20 protein-coding genes are annotated in these 22,366 nt (G+C 63.5%); 14 read left to right on the top strand and 6 right to left on the bottom strand.

Going from position 1 to position 22,366, the window contains the following annotated elements; genetic code table 11:
* Window positions 1-2: 2 nt before the first annotated feature.
* The 9 genes from rseP (at window position 3) to gloA (ending at window position 8,903) form a co-directional block, all read left to right on the top strand.
* Complete coding sequence (gene rseP / locus TMPK1_RS04190; protein WP_420241631.1) at window positions 3-1,142, top strand: RIP metalloprotease RseP; 1,140 nt, start codon at window positions 3-5, stop codon at window positions 1,140-1,142.
* A 17-nt stretch (window positions 1,143-1,159) separates the two neighbouring features.
* Window positions 1,160-3,466 carry an outer membrane protein assembly factor BamA gene (gene bamA, locus TMPK1_RS04185; protein ID WP_420241630.1) on the top strand — a complete coding sequence of 769 codons (2,307 nt, stop codon included), beginning with the start codon at window positions 1,160-1,162 and terminating at the stop codon, window positions 3,464-3,466.
* A 71-nt stretch (window positions 3,467-3,537) separates the two neighbouring features.
* Window positions 3,538-4,179: an OmpH/Skp family outer membrane protein gene (locus TMPK1_RS04180; RefSeq protein WP_420241627.1), complete on the top strand. Its 642-nt coding sequence runs from the start codon at window positions 3,538-3,540 to the stop codon at window positions 4,177-4,179.
* Between the two features lie 3 nt (window positions 4,180-4,182).
* Window positions 4,183-5,211 carry a UDP-3-O-(3-hydroxymyristoyl)glucosamine N-acyltransferase gene (lpxD, locus tag TMPK1_RS04175; RefSeq protein ID WP_420241625.1) on the top strand — a complete coding sequence of 343 codons (1,029 nt, stop codon included), beginning with the start codon at window positions 4,183-4,185 and terminating at the stop codon, window positions 5,209-5,211.
* Complete coding sequence (gene fabZ, locus TMPK1_RS04170; protein ID WP_420241624.1) at window positions 5,211-5,684, top strand: 3-hydroxyacyl-ACP dehydratase FabZ; 474 nt, start codon at window positions 5,211-5,213, stop codon at window positions 5,682-5,684. Before lpxD ends, fabZ begins: the two co-directional genes overlap by 1 nt.
* 10 nt (window positions 5,685-5,694) lie before the next feature.
* The gene (gene lpxA / locus TMPK1_RS04165) at window positions 5,695-6,498 is read left to right on the top strand and encodes an acyl-ACP--UDP-N-acetylglucosamine O-acyltransferase (RefSeq protein ID WP_420241623.1); all 804 of its coding nucleotides are present in this window, start codon (window positions 5,695-5,697) and stop codon (window positions 6,496-6,498) included.
* 37 nt (window positions 6,499-6,535) lie between these two features.
* Entirely contained in the window at window positions 6,536-7,339 is an 804-nt protein-coding gene (locus TMPK1_RS04160) for an LpxI family protein (protein ID WP_420241622.1), read from the top strand.
* Window positions 7,336-8,505 (top strand): lipid-A-disaccharide synthase, encoded by a 1,170-nt coding sequence (lpxB, locus tag TMPK1_RS04155; protein WP_420241620.1) that lies wholly within the window; start codon window positions 7,336-7,338, stop codon window positions 8,503-8,505. Before TMPK1_RS04160 ends, lpxB begins: the two co-directional genes overlap by 4 nt.
* Complete coding sequence (gloA, locus tag TMPK1_RS04150; RefSeq protein ID WP_420241619.1) at window positions 8,502-8,903, top strand: lactoylglutathione lyase; 402 nt, start codon at window positions 8,502-8,504, stop codon at window positions 8,901-8,903. The genes lpxB and gloA overlap by 4 nt, the downstream gene beginning before the upstream one ends.
* On the opposite strand, the gene TMPK1_RS04145 is transcribed toward gloA, so the two are convergent.
* The 3 genes from TMPK1_RS04145 to gltX all read right to left on the bottom strand — a co-directional run bounded on the left by TMPK1_RS04145 (window position 8,904) and on the right by gltX (window position 11,931).
* A complete protein-coding gene (locus tag TMPK1_RS04145; RefSeq protein WP_420241617.1) occupies window positions 8,904-9,104 on the bottom strand; it encodes a hypothetical protein in 201 nt (66 codons plus the stop codon).
* Between the two features lie 5 nt (window positions 9,105-9,109).
* The gene (locus TMPK1_RS04140; protein ID WP_420245615.1) at window positions 9,110-10,426 is read right to left on the bottom strand and encodes a citrate synthase; all 1,317 of its coding nucleotides are present in this window, start codon (window positions 10,424-10,426) and stop codon (window positions 9,110-9,112) included.
* 119 nt (window positions 10,427-10,545) lie between these two features.
* Window positions 10,546-11,931 carry a glutamate--tRNA ligase gene (gltX, locus tag TMPK1_RS04135; RefSeq protein ID WP_420241616.1) on the bottom strand — a complete coding sequence of 462 codons (1,386 nt, stop codon included), beginning with the start codon at window positions 11,929-11,931 and terminating at the stop codon, window positions 10,546-10,548.
* Window positions 11,932-11,983: 52 nt separating this feature from the next.
* Here gltX and TMPK1_RS04130 point away from each other — a divergent pair, with 52 nt between their 5' ends.
* The gene (locus tag TMPK1_RS04130; RefSeq protein WP_420241615.1) at window positions 11,984-14,080 is read left to right on the top strand and encodes a ComEC/Rec2 family competence protein; all 2,097 of its coding nucleotides are present in this window, start codon (window positions 11,984-11,986) and stop codon (window positions 14,078-14,080) included.
* Here the strand turns inward: TMPK1_RS04130 and TMPK1_RS04125 are convergent.
* Window positions 14,077-14,715, bottom strand: a complete 639-nt coding sequence (locus TMPK1_RS04125) for a DsbA family oxidoreductase (RefSeq protein WP_420241614.1) — start codon at window positions 14,713-14,715, stop codon at window positions 14,077-14,079. The two genes, TMPK1_RS04130 and TMPK1_RS04125, sit on opposite strands and share 4 nt — an antisense overlap.
* A gap of 30 nt (window positions 14,716-14,745) precedes the next feature.
* Here TMPK1_RS04125 and TMPK1_RS04120 point away from each other — a divergent pair, with 30 nt between their 5' ends.
* Window positions 14,746-15,147, top strand: a complete 402-nt coding sequence (locus tag TMPK1_RS04120; protein ID WP_420241613.1) for a hypothetical protein — start codon at window positions 14,746-14,748, stop codon at window positions 15,145-15,147.
* Window positions 15,148-15,202: 55 nt separating this feature from the next.
* Window positions 15,203-16,063 carry a hypothetical protein gene (locus TMPK1_RS04115; protein ID WP_420241611.1) on the top strand — a complete coding sequence of 287 codons (861 nt, stop codon included), beginning with the start codon at window positions 15,203-15,205 and terminating at the stop codon, window positions 16,061-16,063.
* On the opposite strand, the gene TMPK1_RS04110 is transcribed toward TMPK1_RS04115, so the two are convergent.
* Together TMPK1_RS04110 and TMPK1_RS04105 are read right to left on the bottom strand one after the other, a co-directional pair.
* Window positions 16,039-16,788 carry a response regulator gene (locus tag TMPK1_RS04110; RefSeq protein WP_420241610.1) on the bottom strand — a complete coding sequence of 250 codons (750 nt, stop codon included), beginning with the start codon at window positions 16,786-16,788 and terminating at the stop codon, window positions 16,039-16,041. The genes TMPK1_RS04115 and TMPK1_RS04110 overlap by 25 nt on opposite strands.
* On the bottom strand, window positions 16,785-19,520 hold the full coding sequence (locus TMPK1_RS04105) for a sensor histidine kinase (protein WP_420241609.1): 2,736 nt from the start codon (window positions 19,518-19,520) through the stop codon (window positions 16,785-16,787). The genes TMPK1_RS04110 and TMPK1_RS04105 overlap by 4 nt, the downstream gene beginning before the upstream one ends.
* Before the next feature lie 149 nt (window positions 19,521-19,669).
* Between TMPK1_RS04105 and flgK the strand changes: the two genes are divergently transcribed.
* A complete protein-coding gene (gene flgK / locus TMPK1_RS04100) occupies window positions 19,670-21,247 on the top strand; it encodes a flagellar hook-associated protein FlgK (RefSeq protein ID WP_420241608.1) in 1,578 nt (525 codons plus the stop codon).
* A gap of 11 nt (window positions 21,248-21,258) precedes the next feature.
* A complete protein-coding gene (locus TMPK1_RS04095; protein ID WP_420241607.1) occupies window positions 21,259-22,365 on the top strand; it encodes a flagellin in 1,107 nt (368 codons plus the stop codon).
* The last annotated feature ends 1 nt before the right edge of the window (window position 22,366 follow it).

Raw genomic sequence — 22,366 nt, 5'->3', positions numbered from 1 at the left:
CCATGGGTTTCCTCGGTTCCACTCTCGGCTACGTGCTGCCGTTCCTGATTGTGCTCACCGTGCTCGTGTTCATTCACGAGCTCGGGCACTACTGGATCGCGCGGCGCTGCGGCGTTCGCGTCGAGATGTTCTCGATCGGCTTCGGGCCCGAACTGTTCGGCTTCTTCGATAAAGCTGGCACGCGTTGGAAATTCAGCGCGCTGCCGCTCGGCGGTTTCGTGAAGATGTTCGGCGACCAGGACGTCGCCAGCAAACCCGCCTCGGAAGAAGAGGTGGCGCACATGAGCGCGGAGGAGCGCAAAGTCTCTTTCGTGCACAAGACGCTGGCGCAGCGCGCTGCGATCGTCGTCGCCGGTCCGGCAGCCAATTTCATTTTCGCCATCGTGGCGCTGGCCATTCTGTTCGCCACGGTCGGCCAGGCCTTCACGCCGCCGGTGCTGGGCGAGGTCGTCGCGGACGGCGCCGCTGCGGCTGCCGGGCTGCAGGCTGGCGACCGGGTCGTGTCGGTTGCGGGCCAGGGGGTCGACCGGTTCGAAGACCTGTCCCAGGCCGTGCGCCTGCGTCCCGACGCGACCTTCCCGCTGACGGTGCTGCGCGACGGCAAGCAGATCGAAGTGCTGGTCACGCCCAAAGCGACCGAGCTGACAGATAATTTCGGAAACAAGCACCGCGTCGGCCAGCTCGGCGTGCGGAGCGGGCAGGCGGAAATCGTCCAGCACGATCCCGCGACCGCGGTCTGGCGCGCGACGCTGGAAACCGCGTCGATGGTCCGTAATACGGGCGTCGCGCTGGGTCAGATGCTGGCCGGTACCCGCGGTACGGAAGAGCTGGGCGGGCCGCTGCGAATCGCACAGATGTCGAAAGACTTCTGGCGCACCGGCGTGGTCGGTTTCGTCACGTTTATGGCCGTACTTTCGATCAATCTCGGCCTGATCAACCTGTTCCCGGTCCCCATGCTGGACGGGGGACATCTGATGATCTATGGCATCGAGGCCCTGCGCGGTCGCCCGCTCGGGGAACGCGCGCTCAACTTCAGTTTCCGGGTCGGGCTTGCCCTGGTCGTCATGCTCGGCGTTTTCGCCCTGTGGAACGATCTGGTGAACCTTAAGGCCGTCGAGTACGTCCGGAATCTGATCTCGTAGGACCGACCCTCCGACTCATGCTCAGCCGTTCGATTCGACCGCTGTTGCTGGCTGCTTTGCTCGCCAGTGTCAGTGAAGCCGCGCTGGCGCAAAGCCAGGTTGTCCGCGAGATCCGCGTTGACGGCACGCAGCGCATCGAGGCCACGACCGTGTTGTCGTACCTCAGCGTGCGTCCCGGCGATGCGGTGGACCGCGACCAGCTCGACCAGTCGCTCAAAACGTTGTTCGGCACCGGCTTGTTTGCCGACGTCGGACTGACGGTGCAGCGCGACGTGCTGGTGGTGAAGGTGGTCGAAAATCCGATCATCAATCGCATCGCGCTCGAGGGAAACAAGAAGGTCGAAAGCGACAAGCTGGAGCAGGAGCTGCAGCTGCGCCCGCGTACCGTCTACACCCGCACCCGCGTGCAGGCTGACGTCGACCGTCTGCTCGAAATCTATCGCCGCTCGGGCCGCTATTCGGCGCGCATCGAGCCCAAGGTCATTCAGCTCGACGGCAACCGCGTCGACGTCGTGTTCGAAATCGACGAAGGCCCGCGCACGCCAGTGCGCCGCATCAACTTCGTCGGCAACTCGCATTTCTCGGACGCCGATCTGCGCGACATCGTGCAGACCAAGGAAGCTGTCTGGTGGCGTTTCCTGACGTCGAACGACAGCTACGATCCCGATCGCGTGCAGTTCGATAAGGAACTGCTGCGTCGCTACTATCTGCGCGAAGGCTATGCCGACTTCCGCGTCGTGTCGTCAAACGCCGAACTGACTCCCGACAAACAGGACTTCTTCCTCACCTTCACCGTCGATGAAGGCGAGCGTTACAAATTCAACAAGGTCGAGATCCGCGGCGAACTGAAAGGTCTCGACGTCGAGCCGCTCAAGGAAGAGCTGACCTTTGAGTCGGGCGATTGGTACAACGCGACCGCGATCGAAGATGCGGTCGTTGCGCTGACCAACGCGGTCGGCAACCAGCAATATGCGTTCGTCGACGTGCGTCCGGAAATCGTGCGCAACAAAGAGAACCGCACGGTCGACGTGACCTTCAGCATCAGCGAAGGCCCGCGCGTCTTCGTTGAACGCATCAACATCACCGGCAACGTGCAGACGCTCGACGAAGTCGTGCGCCGCGAATTCCAGTTGGCCGAAGGCGATCCCTTCAACCAGGCCAAGTTGAAGCGTTCGGAACAGCGCGCCAAAGATCTCGGCTTCTTCGAGAAGGTCGACGTCGTCAACAACCCGGGCAGCGAACCGGACCGCACGATCATCGACGTCAACGTGACCGAACAGTCGACTGGTGAAATCCAGATCGGCGCCGGCTTCTCGTCGACCGACGGTCCGCTCGTCGACTTCCGCATTCGCCAGCGCAACCTGCTCGGTGAAGGCAAAGACATTCAGTTCGCAACCACCGTGTCGCGTCTGACGCAGGAATTCTCGCTCGGCTACACGCAGCCGTACTTCCTGCGCAAAGATCTCGCGGCCGGCGTCGATCTGTTCCACGTCCGCCGCGACTTCCAGGACTTCTCGAACTACAACCAGGTTCAGACCGGTTTCGACTTCAAGCTCGGCTATCCGATCGCGGAACGTCTGCGCCAGCGTCTGATTTATCGCCTGGAGCGGAACGAGATCACCGACATCGCCGCTGGCGCGTCGGCCTACATCTTCCAGCAGCGGGGCCAGCGTCTGACCTCGTTGATCGGTCAGGAACTCAGCCTCGATCTGCGCGACAGCCGCATCGACCCGACCAAGGGCACCGTGCTGACCTTGTCGACCGATCTCGCCGGCTTTGGCGGCGACGTGCATTTCGCGCGCGCCGTTCTGTCGGCCGGTTGGTACAAGCAGGTGTTCGACAGCAACATCGTATTCAGCCTGACCAGCGAACTCGGCGCCATCTTCGGCCTCGGCGAAGACGTCCAGATCGCCAACCGCTTCTTCATCGGTGGCGACACGCTGCGCGGCTTTAAAGTTGCTGGTATTGGTCCGCGTGACGCCAACACGCGCGACGCGTTGGGCGGCAACTACTACGGCAAGATCACCGCGGAATTCACGTTCCCGCTCGGCCTGCCGCAGGAATTTGGCATCAAGGCACACGCCTTTACCGACGTCGGCACGCTGTGGGGCCTCGACGGCAAGGGCAAGCCGGTGCTCGACGGTCTCGGCCAGACCACCATTCCGACCATCGTCGATCGCGCCGTGCCGCGCGTTGCGCCGGGCGTCGGCGTGTCGTGGAAGTCGCCGCTGGGTCCGTTGCGCATCGACATCGCAATCCCGGTGGTGAAGCAGAAGTTCGACGAGACCGAAGTCTTCCGCTTCAGCTTCGGCACCAAATTCTAATCAACCAAAACAACCCGGCTTCACGCCTTCTGGCAATTCTGGGCGATACGTTCTCGAGAAGGAAAAGCGTTATGCGTTTTGCTACTGTCGTCGCGCTCGGCGCGCTCATCGCTGGTACCGTTCCGGCTCTCGCGCAGACGGCTCCGGCCGCGCCCGCTGCGACTGCGCCGCTCGCACCGCCGACCATCATGGTCGTCGACATGAACCGCGTGATTCAGGAATCGAACGCCGGTCGTTCGATCCAGAAGCAGATCGAAGAACACGGCAAGGCGTTGCAGAACGACGTGCAGAAGATCGAAGACGAGCTGAAGGGCAAGGACGCCGAGCTGCGCCGTCAGCGCACGATCCTGTCGCAGCAGGCGTTTGAAGAGCAGCGCCAGGCCGTCGAGCGCCGCGTGAACGAAGCCCAGCGCACGCTGCAGGAAAAGCAGGGCGCGCTGCAGAAGGCCCAGAACGACGCGGTCAATGTGCTGCTCGACAACACGCGCGAGATCATCGCGGCGCTGGCCGGCGAGAAGAAGGCGCAGATCGTCGTGTCGCGCCAGCAGGTTCTGCTGCTGGTGAACAACGACCTCGAAACCACCAATACGGTGATCGAGCGTCTGAACGTGAAGCTGCCGAACGTCACCGTCACCGTGCCGGCGACGGCGAGTGCAGTGGCCGCACCGGCGGCCGCCGCTGCTGCGCCGGCAAAGGCTCCGGCGAAGAAGTAATCCATGTCCGATCCGCGCTTTTTCACCTGCGCCGCTCCGGCGACGCTGGCGGAGCTGGCGCGGATCGCGAACGCGACGATCAGTGGCGACGCTGATCCGTCGCGCATGATCGACGATGTTGCGCCGCTCCGGGATGCCGGACCGGCGCACATTTCGTTTTTGGACAATCGCAAATACATCGAAGCGTTTCGCGCCACCAAAGCGGGCGCGGTGCTGTTGCTGCCGGAATTCGCCGAGCAGTGCCCGCCGGGTACGGTCGCGCTGGTCACGCGCAAGCCGTATATGAGCTGGGCGCATGTCGTGCGCCGCTTTTATCCGTCGCGCACGTCGACCGGCATTCGGCATCCAAGTGCGATCGTCGATCCCGCCGCAACCATCGGTTCCGACGTTGAGATCGGCGCCGGCGCGGTCATCGAAGCGCGGGCTGAGATCGGAAACCGCTGCCGCATCGGTCCCAATGCCGTCATCGGCGTCGGTGTCGTGCTGGGCGACGATACCGAGGTCGGCGCCAATGCCACGATCAACTACGCGCTGATCGGACAACGGTGCCGGATTTATCCCGGCGCATGCATCGGGCAGGAGGGATTCGGCTTTGCGATGGATGCGGCCGGTCACGTGCCGATTCCGCAGCTTGGGCGCGTCATCATCGAGGACGACGTCGAGGTCGGCGCCAATACTTGCGTCGATCGCGGTGCCGGGCCTGACACGGTCATCGGCCGGGGTACGATGATTGATAACCTGGTACAAATCGGGCACAACGTGACGATTGGCCGGGGTTGCGTGATCGCTGCCCAAGTCGGTATTTCGGGCTCGTCTCGGATTGGCGACTTCGTCGCGTTCGGCGGTCAGGTGGGCATCGCCGGCCATCTTTCGATCGGCGCAGGCGCGCAGCTTATGGGCCAGTCGGGCGTAATCAGCGACATCCCAGCGGGCGTGACTGTTGCTGGTTTTCCAGCGACACCGAGCAAAGAGTTTTATCGCCAAACGGCTATGCTTCGCCGCTTGGTGCGTGAGCGGAAAGAGCGGAGCTGATGGACGCGGCAGTGACTTCGGACGCAGAAAAGAAAGCGCAGAACCTGGACATCAACCAGGTGATGAAGATGCTTCCGCATCGGTATCCGCTGCTGCTCGTCGATCGTCTCGTCGAAGTGACCGACGAAAGCGCGATCGGCATCAAAAACATCTCGATCAACGAGCCGTATTTCCAGGGTCACTTTCCGACCCAGCCGATCATGCCCGGCGTGCTGATCATCGAGTCGATGGCGCAAACCGCAGCGTGCTTGGTGGTGAACTGGCTCGGCGAAGATGCGCACGGCAAGCTCGTCTATTTCATGTCGATCGACAGCGCGCGTTTCCGCAAGCCGCTGACGCCGGGCGATCAGGTGCGCGTGCACGTGAAGATGATTCAGCGTCGCGGCAAAGTCTGGAAGTTCGAAGGTAAGGCCGTCGTCGATGGCGCAGTTTGCGCCGAAGCGGTCTATACCGCGATGATCCTCGATCGCTGATCTCACGCGCTTGTCGGTACAGATCCACCCAACCGCGATCGTCGAAGACGGCGCATCGTTCGGCAACGGCGTTGTCATCGGCCCGTTCTGCGTGGTGGGTCCGCGCGTCGTGCTTGGCGACAATGTCGAGCTGAAAAGCCACGTCGTCATTGCCGGCCGCACCACGATCGGTGCCGGCTCGGTCGTGTTCCCGTTTGCTTCGCTTGGTCAGCCGCCGCAGGACTTGAAGTTCAAGGGCGAAGACAGCGAGCTGATCATCGGTGCGCGCTGCAAGATCCGCGAGCACGTGACGATGAATCCCGGCACCGAAGGCGGTGGCATGATCACGCGCGTCGGCGACGACTGCCTGATCATGGTCGGCGCGCATGTCGCGCATGATTGCATCGTCGGCAACCACTGCATTCTCGCCAACAACGCGACCCTGGCCGGCCACGTACTGATGGGCGACTACGCCTTCATCGGCGGCCTGTCGGCGGTGCATCAGTTCGTGCGCATCGGCGCGCACGCGATGATCGGCGGCATGTCGGGCGTCGAGAACGACGTCATTCCGTACGGTTTGGTGATGGGCGATCGCGCGCGCCTGTCGGGCTTGAATCTCGTCGGGCTCGAACGTCGCGGCTTTGACCGCGAAGCGATCCAGGCGCTGCGTCGTGCCTATCGCATGTTGTTCGGCCCCGACGGCACGTTGGGCGAGCGCGTCGACGAAGTCGCGACATCGTTCTCCGACAACGGTCTGGTCGGCGAGATCGTCGAATTCATCCGTGCCAAGTCCAGCCGCGCGCTGGTCCAGCCGCGCTCGACCAACGGCAATTGAGCGCGCGGTCGAGATGGCCGCACAAACTACTCTTGGAATGATCGCAGGCGGCGGCCCGGTACCGCGCCAATTGATCGATGCCTGTCGCAGCAACGGCCGCCCCGTTTTCGTCGTCGCACTTGAAGGCCAGACCGATGCGGCGACCGTCGCCGGCGTCGATCATGTGTGGGTCAAGCTGGGCGAAGCATCGCGCACCATCGACGCGTTGAAAGCCGCCCACGCCGAAGAGCTGGTGCTGGTCGGTCCGATCAAACGTCCCAGCCTGATCACCTTGCGGCCCGATTTGCGCGGTGCGCAGCTGCTAGCGCGCATCGGCATGCGCGCGCTCGGTGATGACGGGCTGTTGAAAGCGGTACGCGACGAATTGGAAAGCGAGGGCTTTCGTCTGATCGGCGCCCACGATGTGCTGCGCGATGCGTTGGCGCAACACGGCGTGATGGGCGCGGTTGCGCCCGACGATCTGGCGCTCAGCGACATTGCCTTCGGCATGAAGGTGGCGCGCCAGCTTGGTGAATTGGATATCGGCCAGGCCGTCGTGGTGCAGCAAGGCGTCGTGCTTGGCGTGGAAGCGGTCGAAGGCACCGACGCGCTGATCGCACGCTGCGCCGCGTTGAAGAAAGACGGGCCGCGTCCGGTGCTGATCAAACGCGCCAAGCCGCAACAGGATCGGCGTCTCGATCTGCCGACCGTCGGTCTCGATACGGTCGCGCTGTGCATCGATGCAGGCTTTGGCGGAATCGCGATCGAAGCGGGCGGCAGCCTGGTGCTCGATCGCGCGCAGATCGTGGCGCGCGCCGATCAGGCCGGCATGTTCGTGCTGGGCGTCGTGCCGGAGCAATGAGCCCGCCGACGATTTTCCTGGTTGCTGGTGAAGCGTCGGGCGATTTGCTCGGCGCACGTTTGATGGCGCGCTTGAAAGAACGCACGCGCGGTGCGGTGCGGTTCGACGGTGTCGGCGGTCCGTTGATGCAGGCCGAAGGGCTCGTTTCGCGCTTCCCGATGCAGGAATTGTCGGTGATGGGCATTGCCGAAGTGGCGCCGCGCATTCCGCAACTGCTGCGCCGGATCCGCGAGACTGCTGCTGCGGTGATCGACACCAAGCCAGCAATCGTCGTGACGATCGACGCGCCGGATTTTTCGTTCCGCGTCGCCAAGCGTGTTGCGCGCGCAGAAGATCATCCGCCGCTGGTGCATTATGTTGCGCCGACCGTGTGGGCGTGGCGATCGGGGCGCGCGCGCAAGATCGCGCGCTTTCTCGATCATCTTCTGGCGCTGTTTCCGTTCGAGCCGCCCTATTTCGAACGCGAGGGATTGGCCTGTTCCTTTGTCGGTCATCCCGCAATCGAGGGCGGTGCAGGGAAGGGCGATGGCGACGCCTTTCGCCGTCTGCACGGATTGCGCACCGACCAGAAGCTGTTGGTGATGCTGCCTGGCAGCCGCCACGGCGAAGTCGCGCGCATGCTGCCGGTCTTCATCGAAACCGTGCGGCGTCTGCTGCAACGCCATCCCGATCTTGCCGTCGTGGTGCCGGTAGCGTCGTCGGTGCGCGATGCGGTGCTATTGGGCCTGGGCGAGCTTGCCGTATCGCCGATCGTGGTCGATGGCGAGGAGGCCAAATTCGACGCCTTCGCTGCGGCCGATGCAGCATTGGCCGCGTCCGGCACCGTGACCTTGGAATTGGCGCTGTCGCGTACGCCGACAGTCGTGACCTACAAAGCGAGCTGGCTGACTGCAGCGCTCGTTCGCGCTGTGCTGAAAACCAAATTCGCGGCGCTGCCCAACATCGTGCTGGGTCGCATGGCGATGCCGGAATTGATTCAAGAACGCTGCAATCCGGTCGATCTGTCAGCCGAAGTCGATCGGCTGCTCAGCGACGCGGGTGCGCGAACCGAACAGCGCCGCGCCGGCGAACAAGTCGCCGCTGCCATGGGCTTTGGCGGTGCGTCGCCCAGCATGCGCGCTGCCGACATTGTTCTGACATTGACTGCCAATGGAGGCCGCGGATGAGCGACACAACCGGATTCCGCATTCTGCACGTGATGATCCGCGTGCTCCATCTCGAACGCTCGATCGAGTTCTACACCAAGCAGCTCGGCATGACGCTGCGCACGCGCAAAGACTATGAGAGCGGCCGCTTCACGCTGGCTTTCGTCGGCTATGACGGCGTCGAAGGGTTCGAAGTTGAGCTGACCCACAATTGGGATCAGAAAGAGCCGTACGACAAAGGTACCGGCTATGGTCATCTGGCACTGGCGGTGCCGGACATCTATGCCACGTGCGAGCGTCTTGCTGCGGCCGGCGTTGCGATCCCACGTCCGCCTGGCCCGATGAAGCATGGCGGCAGCGTCATCGCGTTTATCGAAGATCCGGACGGCTACAAGATCGAGCTGATCAGTCGTCCGTAATTAGCCGAGGAACAGCATCGAGGCGATCGATGCTGCGGCGCTGGCAAAGAGCAGCGCCACGATCCACGCAATGCGACGGCGCAGCGGTGAATCGGGTCGTCGGTTGTCGTTGCAAGAGATCAGACGCAGCTCGCGCGCCGAGCAGGTTCGCGCCGGTGTATCCGGCGTGTCTGCTCGGGAGCGCGCGCTGCCGCCTGCCATTGTCGTTATCGCTTCTCGACCGGAACGAAGCTGCGTTTCGGCGCGCCGGTATAGAGCTGACGGGGACGGCCGATCTTGTAGGCCGGATCCTCGATCATTTCTTTCCACTGCGCGACCCAGCCGACCGTACGGGCCACTGCGAAGAGCACGGTGAACATCGACACTGGGAAGCCCATCGCCTTGAGGATGATGCCCGAATAGAAATCAACGTTCGGATAGAGTTTGCGTTCGACGAAATACTCGTCCTGCAGCGCGATCCGTTCGAGTTCCATCGCAACGTCGAGCAGCGGGTCTTTGACGCCCAGCTCGCCCAGCACCTCATAGCAGGTCTTCTGCATGACCTTGGCGCGCGGGTCATAGTTTTTGTAGACGCGATGGCCGAAGCCCATAAGGCGGAAATGCGAGGACTTGTCCTTCGCCATTTTGACCGCTTCGCCGACCTTATCTTTGCTGCCGATCTCGCCCAGCATCTTCAGCACCGCTTCGTTGGCGCCGCCATGGGCAGGGCCCCACAGGCTGGCGATACCGGCGGCGATACAAGCGAACGGATTGGCACCCGACGAACCGGCCAGTCGCACCGTCGAAGTCGACGCGTTCTGTTCGTGGTCGGCGTGCAGGATGAAGATCTTGTCCATCGCCTTCGACAGCGTCGGCGACATGCGATACGGCTCGGCCGGAACCGAGAACATCATGTTCAGGAAATTCTCAGCGTAGCCGAGGTCGTTACGCGGATACACGAACGGCTGGCCGACCGAATATTTGTAGGCCATCGCCGCCAGGGTCGGCATTTTCGCGATCAAACGATGCGTCGCGATTTCGCGCTGGCGCTCGTCCGTGATGTCGGTGGAGTCGTGATAGAACGCGGCCAGCGCGCCGGTCACGCCGCACATCACCGCCATCGGATGCGCGTCGCGGCGGAAACCGTCATAGAAGCGACGCAGCTGTTCGTGCACCATCGTGTGATAGGTGATGGCGTGTTCGAATTCGCGGCTCTGCACTTCGGTCGGAAGTTCGCCGTGCAACAGCAGATACGCGACTTCCATGAAGTCGGAATGGTCGGCCAGTTCGTCGATCGGATAGCCGCGATGCAGCAGCACACCTTCGTCACCGTCGATGAACGTAATCTTGGACTCGCACGACCCGGTCGACATGTAGCCGGGGTCGTAGGTGAAGTAGCCGGTGTCGCCGTAGAGCTTGCGGATATCGATCACCTTCGGCCCAAGCGTGCCTTCCAGCACGGGGAAGGTGTTCGACTTGCCGCTTGCCGGATCGTCGAGCGTGACACTTGCAGCGTTCGAGCCGGGCTTGGTGCTGGCGGTCATCGTCATCCTTTGACTTCCCACATGAGTTTTGGGCCTCGATGAGTTCGAACGGTGACCCGTTCGCACACGCAAACTAGACCCGCCCCCGTATCCTCTCAAGCCGGGGGCCTTAAGCGACCCTAAATGCCGGCCACATCTGCCAGGCGCGCCAACGTCTCGTCTCGGCCTAGCACGCCCGCAACCTCGAAAACCGGCGGAGATACGCTGGTGCCGGTCAGCGCCGCGCGCAGCGGCTGCGCGACCGCACCCAGTTTGACGCCGCGTGCTTCAGCGAATGTGCGCGTCGTTTCTTCCAGTTGGGAAGCTTCGAACGAGGGTAGGGACGCGAACGCGGCGTGAAGATCGCGGAGCAGGGACTTTGCGTCGTCGGTCAGCGCCGCACGTGCCTTGTCGTCAAAGGCAAGCGGCCGTTCCTGCGTGTAGACACCCATGGCGCTGGCCAATTCGACCACCGTCTTTGCGCGTTGCTTCAAACCGTTCATGCCGGCGCGCACGCGCGCCACCTGTGCCGGCGTCAGCGATTTACCGGCAGTTACAAGTTCGGTCAGGTACGCGTCGTCGCTGGCGCGCAGATAGTGTCCGTTCAGATTGTCCAGCTTGGTGAAGTCCAATCGCGACGGCGACCGGCCAATGCCCGAAAGTTCGAACCACGCGATCGCTTGCTCGGTCGAGATGATCTCGTCGTCACCGTGGCTCCAGCCGAGCCGCAGCAGGTAATTGCGCAATGCGTCGGGCAGGTAGCCCATGTCGCGATATTCTTCGACGCCCTGCGCACCGTGACGCTTGGACAGTTTGGCGCCGTCCGGTCCGTGGATGAGCGGAATATGCGCGAAGACCGGCACGTCCCAACCGCAGGCGCGGTAAAGCTGTGTCTGGCGGAACGCATTGGTCAGATGATCGTCGCCGCGGATGACGTGCGTCACGCCCATATCGTGATCGTCGACCACCACCGACAGCATATAGGTTGGCGTGCCGTCCGAACGTAGCAGCACCATGTCGTCCAACTGCGCATTGGCGACGGTGACGCGGCCCTGTACCGCATCGTCGATGACGGTTTCGCCTTCGGTTGGTGCTTTGAGCCGGATCACCGGTTCGACGCCAGCCGGCGCTTCAGACGGGCTGCGGTCGCGCCAGCGCCCGTCATAGCGCAGCGGCAGGCCTTTTTCCTTTTGCTCGGTGCGCATCACTTCCAGCTCGTCCTGCGACGCGAAGCAGCGATACGCCATGCCTTTGTCGACGAGTTCGTGCGCGACCTGCGCGTGCCGTTCGCGGCGTTCAAACTGCGAGATCGCATCGCCGTCCCAGTCCAGGCCCAGCCATTGCAGCCCGGCCAGAATTGCGTCGACCGCGGCTTGCGTCGAACGCGCCCGATCGGTGTCTTCGATACGCAACAGGAACGTGCCGCCTGTGTGTTTGGCGAAGAGCCAATTGAACAAGGCGGTGCGGGCGCCGCCGATATGGAGAAATCCAGTCGGCGAGGGGGCGAAGCGGGTCACGATTGTCATAGCGCGGCGGTCCTAGCACGGCGGCTGCGGCCTGTGCAGGATCCCCACCTGCATGTCCGATCTCACCTGGCCCGCAGATACCGACGAGACCGGCTGGAATACGCCGGCGCGGCGGCCTGGCTGGTCTGCCTGGGCGGCGCGTGTCTGGGCCCAGGAGCGGCCGCGGCGGATCCTGTGGCTTCCGGTCGCGATCGGGTTGGGCGTCGTGCTGTATTTCGAACTGCCGAACGAGCCGCCGACCAATATCGCCGCCGGCATCGCCTGTATCGCGGCGGCGCTCGCGATCTGGATGCGGCGCTGGCCGGTTTCCGTGTTGCCGATGGCGCTTGCGCTCGTCGCGCTTGGCTTCGCCGCAGCACAGTTCCGCGCCGAGCATGTGGCCGCACCCATTCTGACCGAAGCGACCGGACCGACCTCGGTCGAGGGTGTCGTGACGATGCTCGACCCGCGCGAGGCCGGGCTGCGCGTGCTGCTCAGCACGCCGCGCGTAGCGGGGCTCGCTAGCGCAGCGACGCCACAGAAACTGCGCGTACGTCTGACCCAGGATTCCGATACGCCGCGGCTGGGCGATCGCGTGCGCCTGGTTGCGGATCTGCAGCCGCCGATGCGGCCGGTTGCGCCAGGCGCCTACGATCAGCGCCGTCAGCTTTGGTTCGACGGGATTGGCGGTACTGGCTGGGCGGTCCGGCGGTTTGATCGCACGCGCGATCTGGCTGGTGGTGAAACGCCGTCGACGGTCGCGCAACTGCGCCGCGACGTCGTCGACCGGATCGGCAAGGTGCTCGAAGGCGGCGTCGGCGCAATTGCAATCGCCTTGCTTGCCGGTGAACGCGGGCAAATGGACGAAGCCGACGTCGAAGCGATGCGCCAATCCGGTCTGGCGCATCTGTTGGCAATCTCGGGCATGAATATCGGCATTGCAGCCGGCTTCGTCTTCGTCGTGCTGCGTGCCTTGCTGGCGTTGAGTCCGTTCCTTGCGCTGCATTGGCCGATCAAAAAAATCGCTGCGACCGCGGCATTGCTGTCAGCGATCGCCTATACCGAGTTTGTCGGCGCACCGGTTTCGGCCGAGCGATCGATGTTGATGAGCGGGCTTGTGCTGAGCGCGATCATTCTCGATCGCGCCACCGTTTCGCTGCGCACGGTGGCGTTGGCAGCGATCATTCTGCTGCTGGCTGAACCGGAAGAGCTGGTTGGCCCGTCCTTTCAGATGTCGTTCGGGGCGGTGCTTGCGATCGTTGCGGTCTGGGAGAGCATCCGCAAGCGCGTCTTCTATTGGCTCGAAGGCGGCGGGTTCGTCCGACGCGCCTGCGCCTATCTTGTCGGTGTCGCTTGCATGTCGGCGCTGGCCACGCTCGCGACGGCGCCGTTCGCGCTCTACCATTTCCAGCAGATCTCGACCTGGGGCGTCGTCGCCAACGTGATTGCGGTGCCGCTCAACGATTTCTGGATCATGGGCTGGGGCGTCTTGGCCTACGCGCTATTGCCGCTTGGGCTGGAGCAGATCGCGCTGGTTCCGATGGGGTGGGGCATCGCGTTGTTGCTCGACATTGCGCGGTTCTTCGCCGGCCTGCCGGGCGCCGTGCTGCACGTGCCGGCCTTGCCGACCGCCGCATTCTTTCTCGCCGTTGCAGGTGGTCTGTGGCTGCTTTTGTGGTCGCATCGCGTACGGCATTTCGGCTGGCTTGCCGTTGCTGCAGCGGTCGTAATCGGCTGCACCGCGACGCCGCCCGATATTCTTGTCGCCGAAGATGGCAAGCTGATTGGCGTGCGTCGCGACGACGGCGCGTTGGCTTTGTCGACTTCGAAACGCGGCAAATTCACAGCCGACATCTGGGCGCGTCGTCTTGGCGGTGCCGCGCAGGTGCCATTTCCGTTTGCCGGCGTCGCGACACCACCGCTTCTTTGCCAACGTGGCGCATGTCGCGCCGGTAGCGTGCTGCTGGTGGAAGCCAAGCCGCCGGCAAATCTATGCGATGGCGTCACGCTGGTGGTCGATCTGGTCGATCGTGAGATCTGTCCCGGTGTTGCGCGCATCGACCGTGCAAAGCTGCAGCGCGACGGCGCCCATACGATAGATTTGCGTACCGGGTCGGTTATGACCGTTGCAGCGGTCGCCGGTACGCGGCCCTGGACGCGCCGCGACTAGGCTGCGCGCACCGCGTCGAACACCGGCAGAAACGCTTCGCTGTCTTGCGCACCGGCAAGCGAGAAGCGGCGATCGAACACGTAGTAGGGAACGCCGTCGACATGCCGGCGCGCAGCCCCGTCGGCGGCAACCACTGCGGCGCAATCCTCGTCGCCGGCGAGAAAGCGCGCTGCATCGGCGGGATCGATGCCGACCTCGCCTGCAAGCGCCGCCAGCGCGTCCGCGTCGCCGAGATCAACGCCGTCGCGGAAATAGGCGCTGAACAAACGCTCGACCATCGTGTCGGCAAGGCCGGCACGTTCGGCAAGCCGCACCAGCCGGTGGGCGAGCAGCGTGTTGGGCGCGCGCTCGATCTTGTCCCACGCGAATTCGAGTCCCAGTTCAGCGCCGACTCGTGTCATCAAGCTGTACATTGCGTCGACGCGCGGCCCTTCGCCGAATTTCGACGTAACGTAGAGTTTGCGATCCATGCCTTCGGCCGGCATGGATGGGTTCAAACGATAGGGGCGCCAGGCAATCTCGATCGGCATGCCGGGCCGCTGCTCCAGCGCATGCAGAAAGCGATGGCGCCCGATCCAGCACCAAGGGCAAACGAAGTCAGCGAAGATCTCGACCAGCATGATTTGGATCCGCATGATAAGCGGGAGCGAAGTAGGAGCGCAGGCTTGGCCACGTATTTAGATCAGAAAGTGCGCGAAGCACTCGATATCGCGCAGGGCGACCAAAATCAGGCACAGCGCGTGCTGGTTGGCTGGGCGCAGCGCGACGAGAAGTTGCTGCGCGAGCTGACGCAACCATTCCTGGTCGGCATCGCGGCGCACGCGATCAATCACGGCGGCAAGATCGTGCCCGGCCTGAAACCAGGCAAGGCGCCGCCACCGCCCAAAGCGATGCCACCCAAGGCGCTCGACAGTCTGATCGGCCAGCTCGGCCGGAATTTCGAGAAATCGAAGGGCCCGCTTGGCGTTTCGGGCGACGCTGCACCACCGCCGAAGAAGGCTTCGCCGAAGCACGCCGATACGATGCGCGCGCTCGCCAACGCATTCGGCAAAACAAAAAAGCGATAAAAGAACGTAATTTCGTTCTTTTTCACGGACCTGATTATCGCTATGCTTCGCGCCGATGGATACGCGGACCAAGCTGCTCCTGTCCGAATGGGCCTATGCGCCTGACCCGGCACGTTTGCCGGCTGGGCTGGAGCTGCTGACCAAGGCCGAAACAGCGAGCGGGTATCAAGGCTACGCGATCGGGCGACGCGATCCGGCCAATCCGCGCAACTTCAGCGAAGTCGTGCTGGTCAGTCGCGGTAGCGACGTCACGACCAAGGCCGCGCACGAGATTCCGGGTGAAGCAACGCGCGACCTGTCGACCGACATCGATCTGCTGGCGGGTGTGCGCCATCTGCCGCTGCTTGATGATGCAACTGCATTCTATCGCGATGTCGAACGTAACTATGGATCGCGCAGCGCAACGCCGGTCCAATTGACCGGCCATTCATTGGGCGGTGCCTGCGCCTATATCCAGTTCGCCAGCGCCGTCGAAGCGAACCAGCAGCGCCTTCCAGTGCTGGAGAGTTTCGCGGCGCCCGATCCGTCGCTCTACATCCGCCAGGCATTTCCGCATGCTGACGCGGCGTCCTTCGCCACATCGATCAACCATGTACGTGCCAACGATCCGCTGGTCGGGCCACGCCCGGTTTTGTTTCCGCCAGCGTTGGCGCACATGCCGGTGCATGACCGACTGACGCCGCCGCTACAAATTTCCAACGGGCTGCCGCGTCTCGGCATCAATCACGTGCTGCCGAAAGAGCCGCACGATCTGCTCGACATGCTCAAGCCACACGACACGACCAGCCTGGAGAAGGAATTTTCCGCCGGCGAAATCTGGCGTGTGCGCGATGGGCGTCTCGACATGGCGCGAGAGACGCTGCCGGTGCCGCAGCACCAGGCAGCACTCCTTCAATCGTCGGTGGCGAGCCGGTAACCGACGCCGGGTTCGGTCAAGATGTAGGTCGGCGACGCAGGATCGTCGTCGAGCTTTTGCCGCAGATGACCGACATGGATGCGCAGATAGTGCGTATCTTCGAGATGGTTCGGTCCCCAGACCTCGCTGAGGATTTGCTGGTGCGTGACGACACGGCCGGCGTTCACCACCAGCAGTTTCAGAATGTCGTACTCTTTGCGCGACAGCTTGACCTCGTCACCGCGCAGCGTGACGCGACGGTGGCCGAGATCGGCAATCAGATCGCCTTTGCGGAACACGATGTCGCGCGGTTCGACGCCGTCGCCGCGTTTGCGTAGAGCGGCGCGAATGCGCGCCAACAATTCGCCGATACCGAACGGCTTGGTCAGATAGTCTTCCGCGCCACCGTCCAGCGCGCGCACTTTTTCGACCTCGCCGGCGCGCACCGACAAGACGATCACCGGCGTCTGCGAACGTTCGCGGATCTTCGCCAGCACCTGATGTCCATCAAAGTCGGGCAGGCCGAGATCGAGGATGATCAGGTCGGGTTTTTCGCCCGCTGCCTGGCTGACGCCTTCGGCGCCGGTTGCAGCTTCGACGACGTCGTAGCCGTGCGCGGTTAGGCTGATGCGCAGGAATTTCCGGATCTGCGGCTCGTCGTCGACGATCAGGATCTTGTCGGCGTCGCCGCGCGCAAGCTCGTCTGCGTCATTGTCGGGCGGCAGGTCGTTTTCATTGTTGGTCATGCGGCGCTCCTTGAAGCGCTTTTATCGTCGGTTGGTTTGGTGCCCGGCACTTCTTTGCGGGGCAGGGTGAGTTCGATCGTCGTGCCGCGGCCGTGTTCGCCGGGCAGCGCCGCAATCGTGCCGCCATGGGCTTGCATCAAGCCGCGGCAGATCGCCAAGCCAAGGCCGGTACCCGCAATGCGCGTGTCGCCGGCTTTGACGCGATAGAACATGTCGAACACAAGCTCGCGTTCGCCATCGGGAATGCCGGGACCTTCATCGGTCACGCGGACAACGATTTTGCTGTCGCGCACGAAGGCGCGCAGATAGATGCGGTTGGTGCCGCCGGAATATTTGGCGGCGTTTTCGAGCAGGTTCAGCAACACCTGCTCCATCAAAACCGGATCGGCATAGATCAGCGGCAGGTCGGTCGCGATATCGATCGCGACCTCGAATCCTTCGAGCGCGCGCTTCAACCGTTCCAGCGCACGTGCAACGATGTCGCGCAGATCGACCCAGTCGCGCTTGGGTTGCAGCGCGCCATAGCCGAGCCGCGTCATGTCGAGCAGGTTTTGCACGAAGCGGTTCAACCGTTCGGCTTCTTCCAGAATCGTGCGCAAAAGCTCATGCCGGCTTTCGAGCGGGATCTTTTCGCCGAAATTCACCAGGCTGGTTGCCGACCCGATGATCGATACCAGCGGCGTGCGCAGATCGTGGCTGATTGACGACAGCAGCGCCGAGCGCAGCTGCTCGGTCTCGGTCAACACGCGCGCATCCTGCATCGACGCGGCGAGATTGGTTCGCTCGACTGCGACGGCGGCCTGGTCGGCAACCGCGTCGAGCAAGCGGCGCTGTTCGGGATTCAGTTCGGCGGTGCCGTCATCAAACGCGACGCCCACCAACCCGACGATGCCGCTGGCGGTGCGCAACGGCACAAACAGCCACTCCGACGATTGCAGCGTATCGGTCGACCAGCCGGACGGCTTACCGTGCTTCCACGACCAATCCGCCGCGGCCGCTGCGTTCTCGGTCAGCTCGTCTTCGGGCGGATAACCCGCTTCGATCGTCAGCTTGTTGCTTTTAGGCCGCGCCAGCAGCACCAGCGAGCGACACTGCAAAGTCGACGCGACGTGATGGACCACCGCCCACAGCACGTCGTCGCGTCCTGCGGCACCAGCAACGCGCTGCGAAAATTCATAGAGACGCGCGGTGCGACGCGCAGCCTGGCGGGACGCGCGCGCCTGGTCGCGTACGCGGCTTGCGACATTGCCGGTCAAAAACGCAATCGCGAGATACAGCGTGAGAATGAACAGGTCTTCGCGGTTCTCGATCGCAATCGTGAAACGCGGCTCGGTGAAGAAGAAGTTGTAAACCTCGAAGCCGAGCAAGCTGACATACATCGACCACCACAGGCCGACGCGCACTGCGGTCAACAACACCGGCAACACGAAAATCACGGCCAAGGTCTGCAGCGGCACGAACAGCTCGGCGACGGCGGCAAACAACGCAGCGACCACGATCGACAAAGTCGCCAGGCCGAAATCTTTCCACGAAGAGGCTTTGAATTCTTCGAGACCCGGGATCGCCATCGGCGCGGCGTCGGCGGCCGAATCTTCTTCGTTGCCGACGACCATCACTTCAAAGCTCTTGGCCTGGTCGACCAGCGTGTGGGTCACCGACTTTTTGAGCAGCTGTCGCAGACCGCGTGTGCGCGGGCGTCCGACGACGATGCGGCTGACATTGCGCTGCCGCGCATAGGCGAGAATTTCGTTGGCGACGTCCTGCGCCCCCGGCAACGAGACGACTTCGGCGCCGAGACGTTCGGCGAGCCGCATCGTCTCCTGGATTCGGTCCTTGGCGTCTTCCTTGAGTCCTTCTTCGCGCGGCGTCTGCACGTGCACCGCGATCCAGGCGGCGCGCAAACGGTCGGCCATGCGCTGCGTCGCGCGCACCAGCTTTTGCCCCGACGTGCCTTCATGCACGCAGACCATGACGCGATCGCGGGTCGGCCACGGGCCCGACACGCCATGCGCGCGCATATAGCTGAGCATTTCGGCGTCGACGCGCTCGGCCGCGGCACGCATCGCCAGTTCGCGCAGCGCGGTCAGGTTGCCACGGCTGAAGAAATGGCTGATCGCGCGCGCCGCCTGTTCGGGCACGAAGACTTTGCCCTGGCGCAGCCGCTCGATCAGATCTTCGGGCGGCAAGTCGATCAGCTCGATCTCGTCGGCCTTTTCCAGCACCTGGTCGGGCAGGGTCTCGCGCACGCGAATGCGGGCGATGCGCGCGATGACGTCGTTCAGGCTCTCGAGATGCTGGACGTTCAGCGTCGTGTAGACGTCGACGCCGGCATCCAGAATGTCCTGGATGTCTTTGTAGCGTTTGGTGTGGCGGCTGCCCGGCGCGTTGGCGTGGGCGATGTCGTCGATCAGCGCCAGCTTGGGCCGGCGGGCCAGCACTGCGTCGACGTCCAGCTCCTGGGAGGGACGGTCGCGGTTGAGCAGGGTGCGGCGGGGCAGGATCTCCAGCCCGCGCAGCAGCGCATCGGTCTCTTGGCGCCCATGGGTCTCGACCAGGGCCACGACCACGTCGATCCCGTCGCGGGCGCGGCGCTGCGCGTCCTCCAGCATGGAATAGGTCTTGCCGACGCCGGGAGCGGCGCCGAGGAAGATCTTGAGCCGGCCGCGCGTCGGCGCCGGCATGACGCCGTCGGCCGCATCGCCTTCGCGGCCGGGCTCAGTTGCATTGGTCATGGGGCGCTGAACCTACCACTGCTGCGCTGCACTGAAAGGAGGGGGCAGGACTTGCCGGGGTCGCAGGCGGGGCGGGGCAAAGCTGGCGGCACGCTGGTTGCAATGACCCTGGCGGAGAAGTCTCAGAACCCGAGCGAACTAGGCAAGAAATGTCACTTGAAGCGCTCCAAACGGCCCTGCAAGGCCTGCGCGTAACCCAGAAGCAGCTAGACGTTGCCTCGCGAAACATCGCGAACGTCCAGACGCCGGGGTACACCAGGAAAAATGTGCCGCTCCAGACCGTCGTAGTAGGTCAAAACAGCTTCAGCGTCCTCGCGGGCAACCTGCAGCGCGATGTCGACACGGCGCTGCAGAAGGATGTGTGGCGCCAGACCGGCGACGCGCAGCGCCTGACGACGCTTTCGGCCTATATGGACCGGGTCATCCAGGTCTACGGCCAGCCAGACTCGGAAGATTCGATCGCGGCCGAGCTTGCGAACATCAAAGACACCTTCACCAAGCTCTCGGCGACGCCGAACTCGACCGTTCTGCAGCAGGAAGCGGTGACCCGCGCCTCGACCTTCGCCAAGGACATCAACGGTCTGGGCAACCTGATCCAGCAGCAGCGAAATCAGGCCCAAAACGACATCGTCGGCTCGGTGCAGACGGTGAACGAACAGCTCGCCAAGATCGCGACGCTCAACAAACAGATTTCGGCCCAGGTCGTGATCGGCCAGTCAGCGCCCGATCTGGAAGATCAGCGCGACGAAGCGGTGCGCACGGTCTCGGAACAGCTCAACATCTCGACCTTCCTGCGTTCGGACGGCGTGTTGACGGTGCAGACGCGCGAAGGCCGCTTCTTGGCCGACACGACGGCAGCACAGGTCAGCTACGGCGTTGCAGCGCCTGCGGCCCCAGGTCTTCCGCCAGTGCCGCCGCCGGCGCTGGGTGCGACCACGGCCTATGGCCAGCTCCCGGTGACGACGCCGTCGCTTTGGATCGGTTTTGGCACCAACGCCGCAGACATCACGCTGACCGCGCCGAGCGGCAAGATCGGCGCGCTGATCGAATTGCGCGACACGGTTCTTCCGACCGCGCAAGCGCAGCTCGACGAATTGGCCTACACGGTCGCGACGCAGTTCGAAGCGTCGGGCCTGCGCCTGTTCACCGATGCCGCCGGCACGGTGCCGCTGACGAACCTAGCTGGCGTGACGACCGCGCCGCCCACCGGCCATGTCGGTCTTGCACAACAGCTCAAAGTCAATGCCGGCATCGATCCGCTGCAAGGCGGCGATCCCAGCGTCGTGCAAAAGGGTAACGTCGTGACCGCCGCGTCGGCCGGTCCGCCGCCCACGCCGGCGATTCCGCTGACCAATCCGGGCGACCCGTATGTGATCAACCGGGTTCTGTCGATCAGCTTCGGCAACACGGTGGCGATCGCGACGACGGGTCTCGGCGTCAAAGCCAATCTCAATACCGGCTTGCCCGGCAACACGACGATCCTCGATTACTCGCAGCAGCTGATTGCCAAACAGGCGAACGACAAGGATCTGGTCGATCAACGCCAGAGCTTTGAATCGTCGTTCCGCGATGCGCTGGTGCAACGGCAGCAGAACCAGTCGGGCGTCAATCTCGACGGTGAAACGGCAAACATCATTACGGTGCAGAAGTCATACGCTGCCAACGCCCAGGTGATCTCGGCGCTGAGCAAGATGATGGATGACCTGCTCGCCGCAGTTCGGTCGTAGGAGTAAGTACGATGGGCCTCAATATCTCGGACGTCGCGCAGCAGACCTACCTGCGTTCGGTCTTGACGCAAGTCCGCAGCCAGATGCTGACGACGCAAGGGCAGATCAGCAGCGGCAAGATCGCGTCGATCTTCAGCGACCTGGGCGGCGTCGACTCGCTGCGTTCGCTGTCGCTGCGCGCCGACCGCAACAAGATCAACACGTACAAAGACAATATCGCGACGGTCGGTACGCGCGTGCAGGTGATGGACGCGGCGCTGGTCGACAACGCACACGACGCGTCGGACCTCGTCGCCGACATGCAGGTGCCGCCACAGAACACCAACACGGCGCCGGCCGGTCTGACGGGTTTCAACACCGTGTCGACCAAGCAGCTTGAATCGCTGGTCGACCGCATGAACACCAAGGTCGACGGTCGCTACGTGTTCGCGGGCGGCCTGACCGCGACCGCGCCGATCGACCAGTCGCAGATGCCGACCTTCCTCAACAACGTGAAGACGGCGCTGACGACGTTTTACGGTTCGGCCCAGAACGCTGCAGCCGTGCAGACGCTGGAAGATGCGGTGCGCAATGCCATTCCGTGGGGTGGTGCTGGTACGGCGGCTGCGAACTTCACGGCGCTGAACGCACCGACCAACACAGTGCAGGCGCAGGTCGATGACCAGACCAACGTCGACTACACGGTGAAGGCGACCGACAACGGTTTCGTCGACACGCTCATCGGCTACGCCATCACCTCGCAGCTCCAATACGGCCAGGCCGGTGAAACCGATGCCGGTTTCTGGAAGGTCTACAACCGTCAGCTCGAGCTAATGCGCGGCACCTCGGTCGATGCGTCGGGCACGGCACGCCCGCTGACATTCGCTGGCGGTCCGAGCGGCGGTTCGAACCAGCTCACCGCGCTCGATGCGCGTCTGGGCGTGCTGCAGAAGAGCCTCGACACCACCACTGCGACGCACGAGAAGACCGGTGCTACGCTCGACAAGTTCATCGGCACGGTCGAAGACACCGACGTCGCCGACGCGTTGACGCGTCTCGACAGTCTGCAGGCCCAGTTGACCGCCAGCTACAAGCTGATGGCGCAGCTCAAAGATCTGAGCCTGATCAACTTCATCTGAT

Source organism: Roseiterribacter gracilis (assembly GCA_018332375.1).
Lineage (GTDB): Bacteria > Pseudomonadota > Alphaproteobacteria > BOG-932 > Roseiterribacteraceae > Roseiterribacter > Roseiterribacter gracilis.
Note: the sequence above shows the minus strand (reverse complement) of the source record. Positions and strands in the feature narration are given on the sequence as shown.

What these genes read in the sequence shown, in the direction of transcription:
- rseP (WP_420241631.1), top strand. Translation starts at nt 3, where the DNA reads ATGGGTTTCCTCGGTTCCACTCTCGGCTACGTGCTGCCGTTCCTGATT.
- bamA (WP_420241630.1), top strand. Translation starts at nt 1,160, where the DNA reads ATGCTCAGCCGTTCGATTCGACCGCTGTTGCTGGCTGCTTTGCTCGCC.
- TMPK1_RS04180 (WP_420241627.1), top strand. Translation starts at nt 3,538, where the DNA reads ATGCGTTTTGCTACTGTCGTCGCGCTCGGCGCGCTCATCGCTGGTACC.
- lpxD (WP_420241625.1), top strand. Translation starts at nt 4,183, where the DNA reads ATGTCCGATCCGCGCTTTTTCACCTGCGCCGCTCCGGCGACGCTGGCG.
- fabZ (WP_420241624.1), top strand. Translation starts at nt 5,211, where the DNA reads ATGGACGCGGCAGTGACTTCGGACGCAGAAAAGAAAGCGCAGAACCTG.
- TMPK1_RS04160 (WP_420241622.1), top strand. Translation starts at nt 6,536, where the DNA reads ATGATCGCAGGCGGCGGCCCGGTACCGCGCCAATTGATCGATGCCTGT.
- lpxB (WP_420241620.1), top strand. Translation starts at nt 7,336, where the DNA reads ATGAGCCCGCCGACGATTTTCCTGGTTGCTGGTGAAGCGTCGGGCGAT.
- gloA (WP_420241619.1), top strand. Translation starts at nt 8,502, where the DNA reads ATGAGCGACACAACCGGATTCCGCATTCTGCACGTGATGATCCGCGTG.
- TMPK1_RS04145 (WP_420241617.1), bottom strand. Translation starts at nt 9,104, where the DNA reads ATGGCAGGCGGCAGCGCGCGCTCCCGAGCAGACACGCCGGATACACCG.
- TMPK1_RS04140 (WP_420245615.1), bottom strand. Translation starts at nt 10,426, where the DNA reads ATGACCGCCAGCACCAAGCCCGGCTCGAACGCTGCAAGTGTCACGCTC.
- gltX (WP_420241616.1), bottom strand. Translation starts at nt 11,931, where the DNA reads ATGACAATCGTGACCCGCTTCGCCCCCTCGCCGACTGGATTTCTCCAT.
- TMPK1_RS04130 (WP_420241615.1), top strand. Translation starts at nt 11,984, where the DNA reads ATGTCCGATCTCACCTGGCCCGCAGATACCGACGAGACCGGCTGGAAT.
- TMPK1_RS04125 (WP_420241614.1), bottom strand. Translation starts at nt 14,715, where the DNA reads ATGCGGATCCAAATCATGCTGGTCGAGATCTTCGCTGACTTCGTTTGC.
- TMPK1_RS04115 (WP_420241611.1), top strand. Translation starts at nt 15,203, where the DNA reads ATGGATACGCGGACCAAGCTGCTCCTGTCCGAATGGGCCTATGCGCCT.
- TMPK1_RS04110 (WP_420241610.1), bottom strand. Translation starts at nt 16,788, where the DNA reads ATGACCAACAATGAAAACGACCTGCCGCCCGACAATGACGCAGACGAG.
- TMPK1_RS04105 (WP_420241609.1), bottom strand. Translation starts at nt 19,520, where the DNA reads ATGACCAATGCAACTGAGCCCGGCCGCGAAGGCGATGCGGCCGACGGC.
- flgK (WP_420241608.1), top strand. Translation starts at nt 19,670, where the DNA reads ATGTCACTTGAAGCGCTCCAAACGGCCCTGCAAGGCCTGCGCGTAACC.
- TMPK1_RS04095 (WP_420241607.1), top strand. Translation starts at nt 21,259, where the DNA reads ATGGGCCTCAATATCTCGGACGTCGCGCAGCAGACCTACCTGCGTTCG.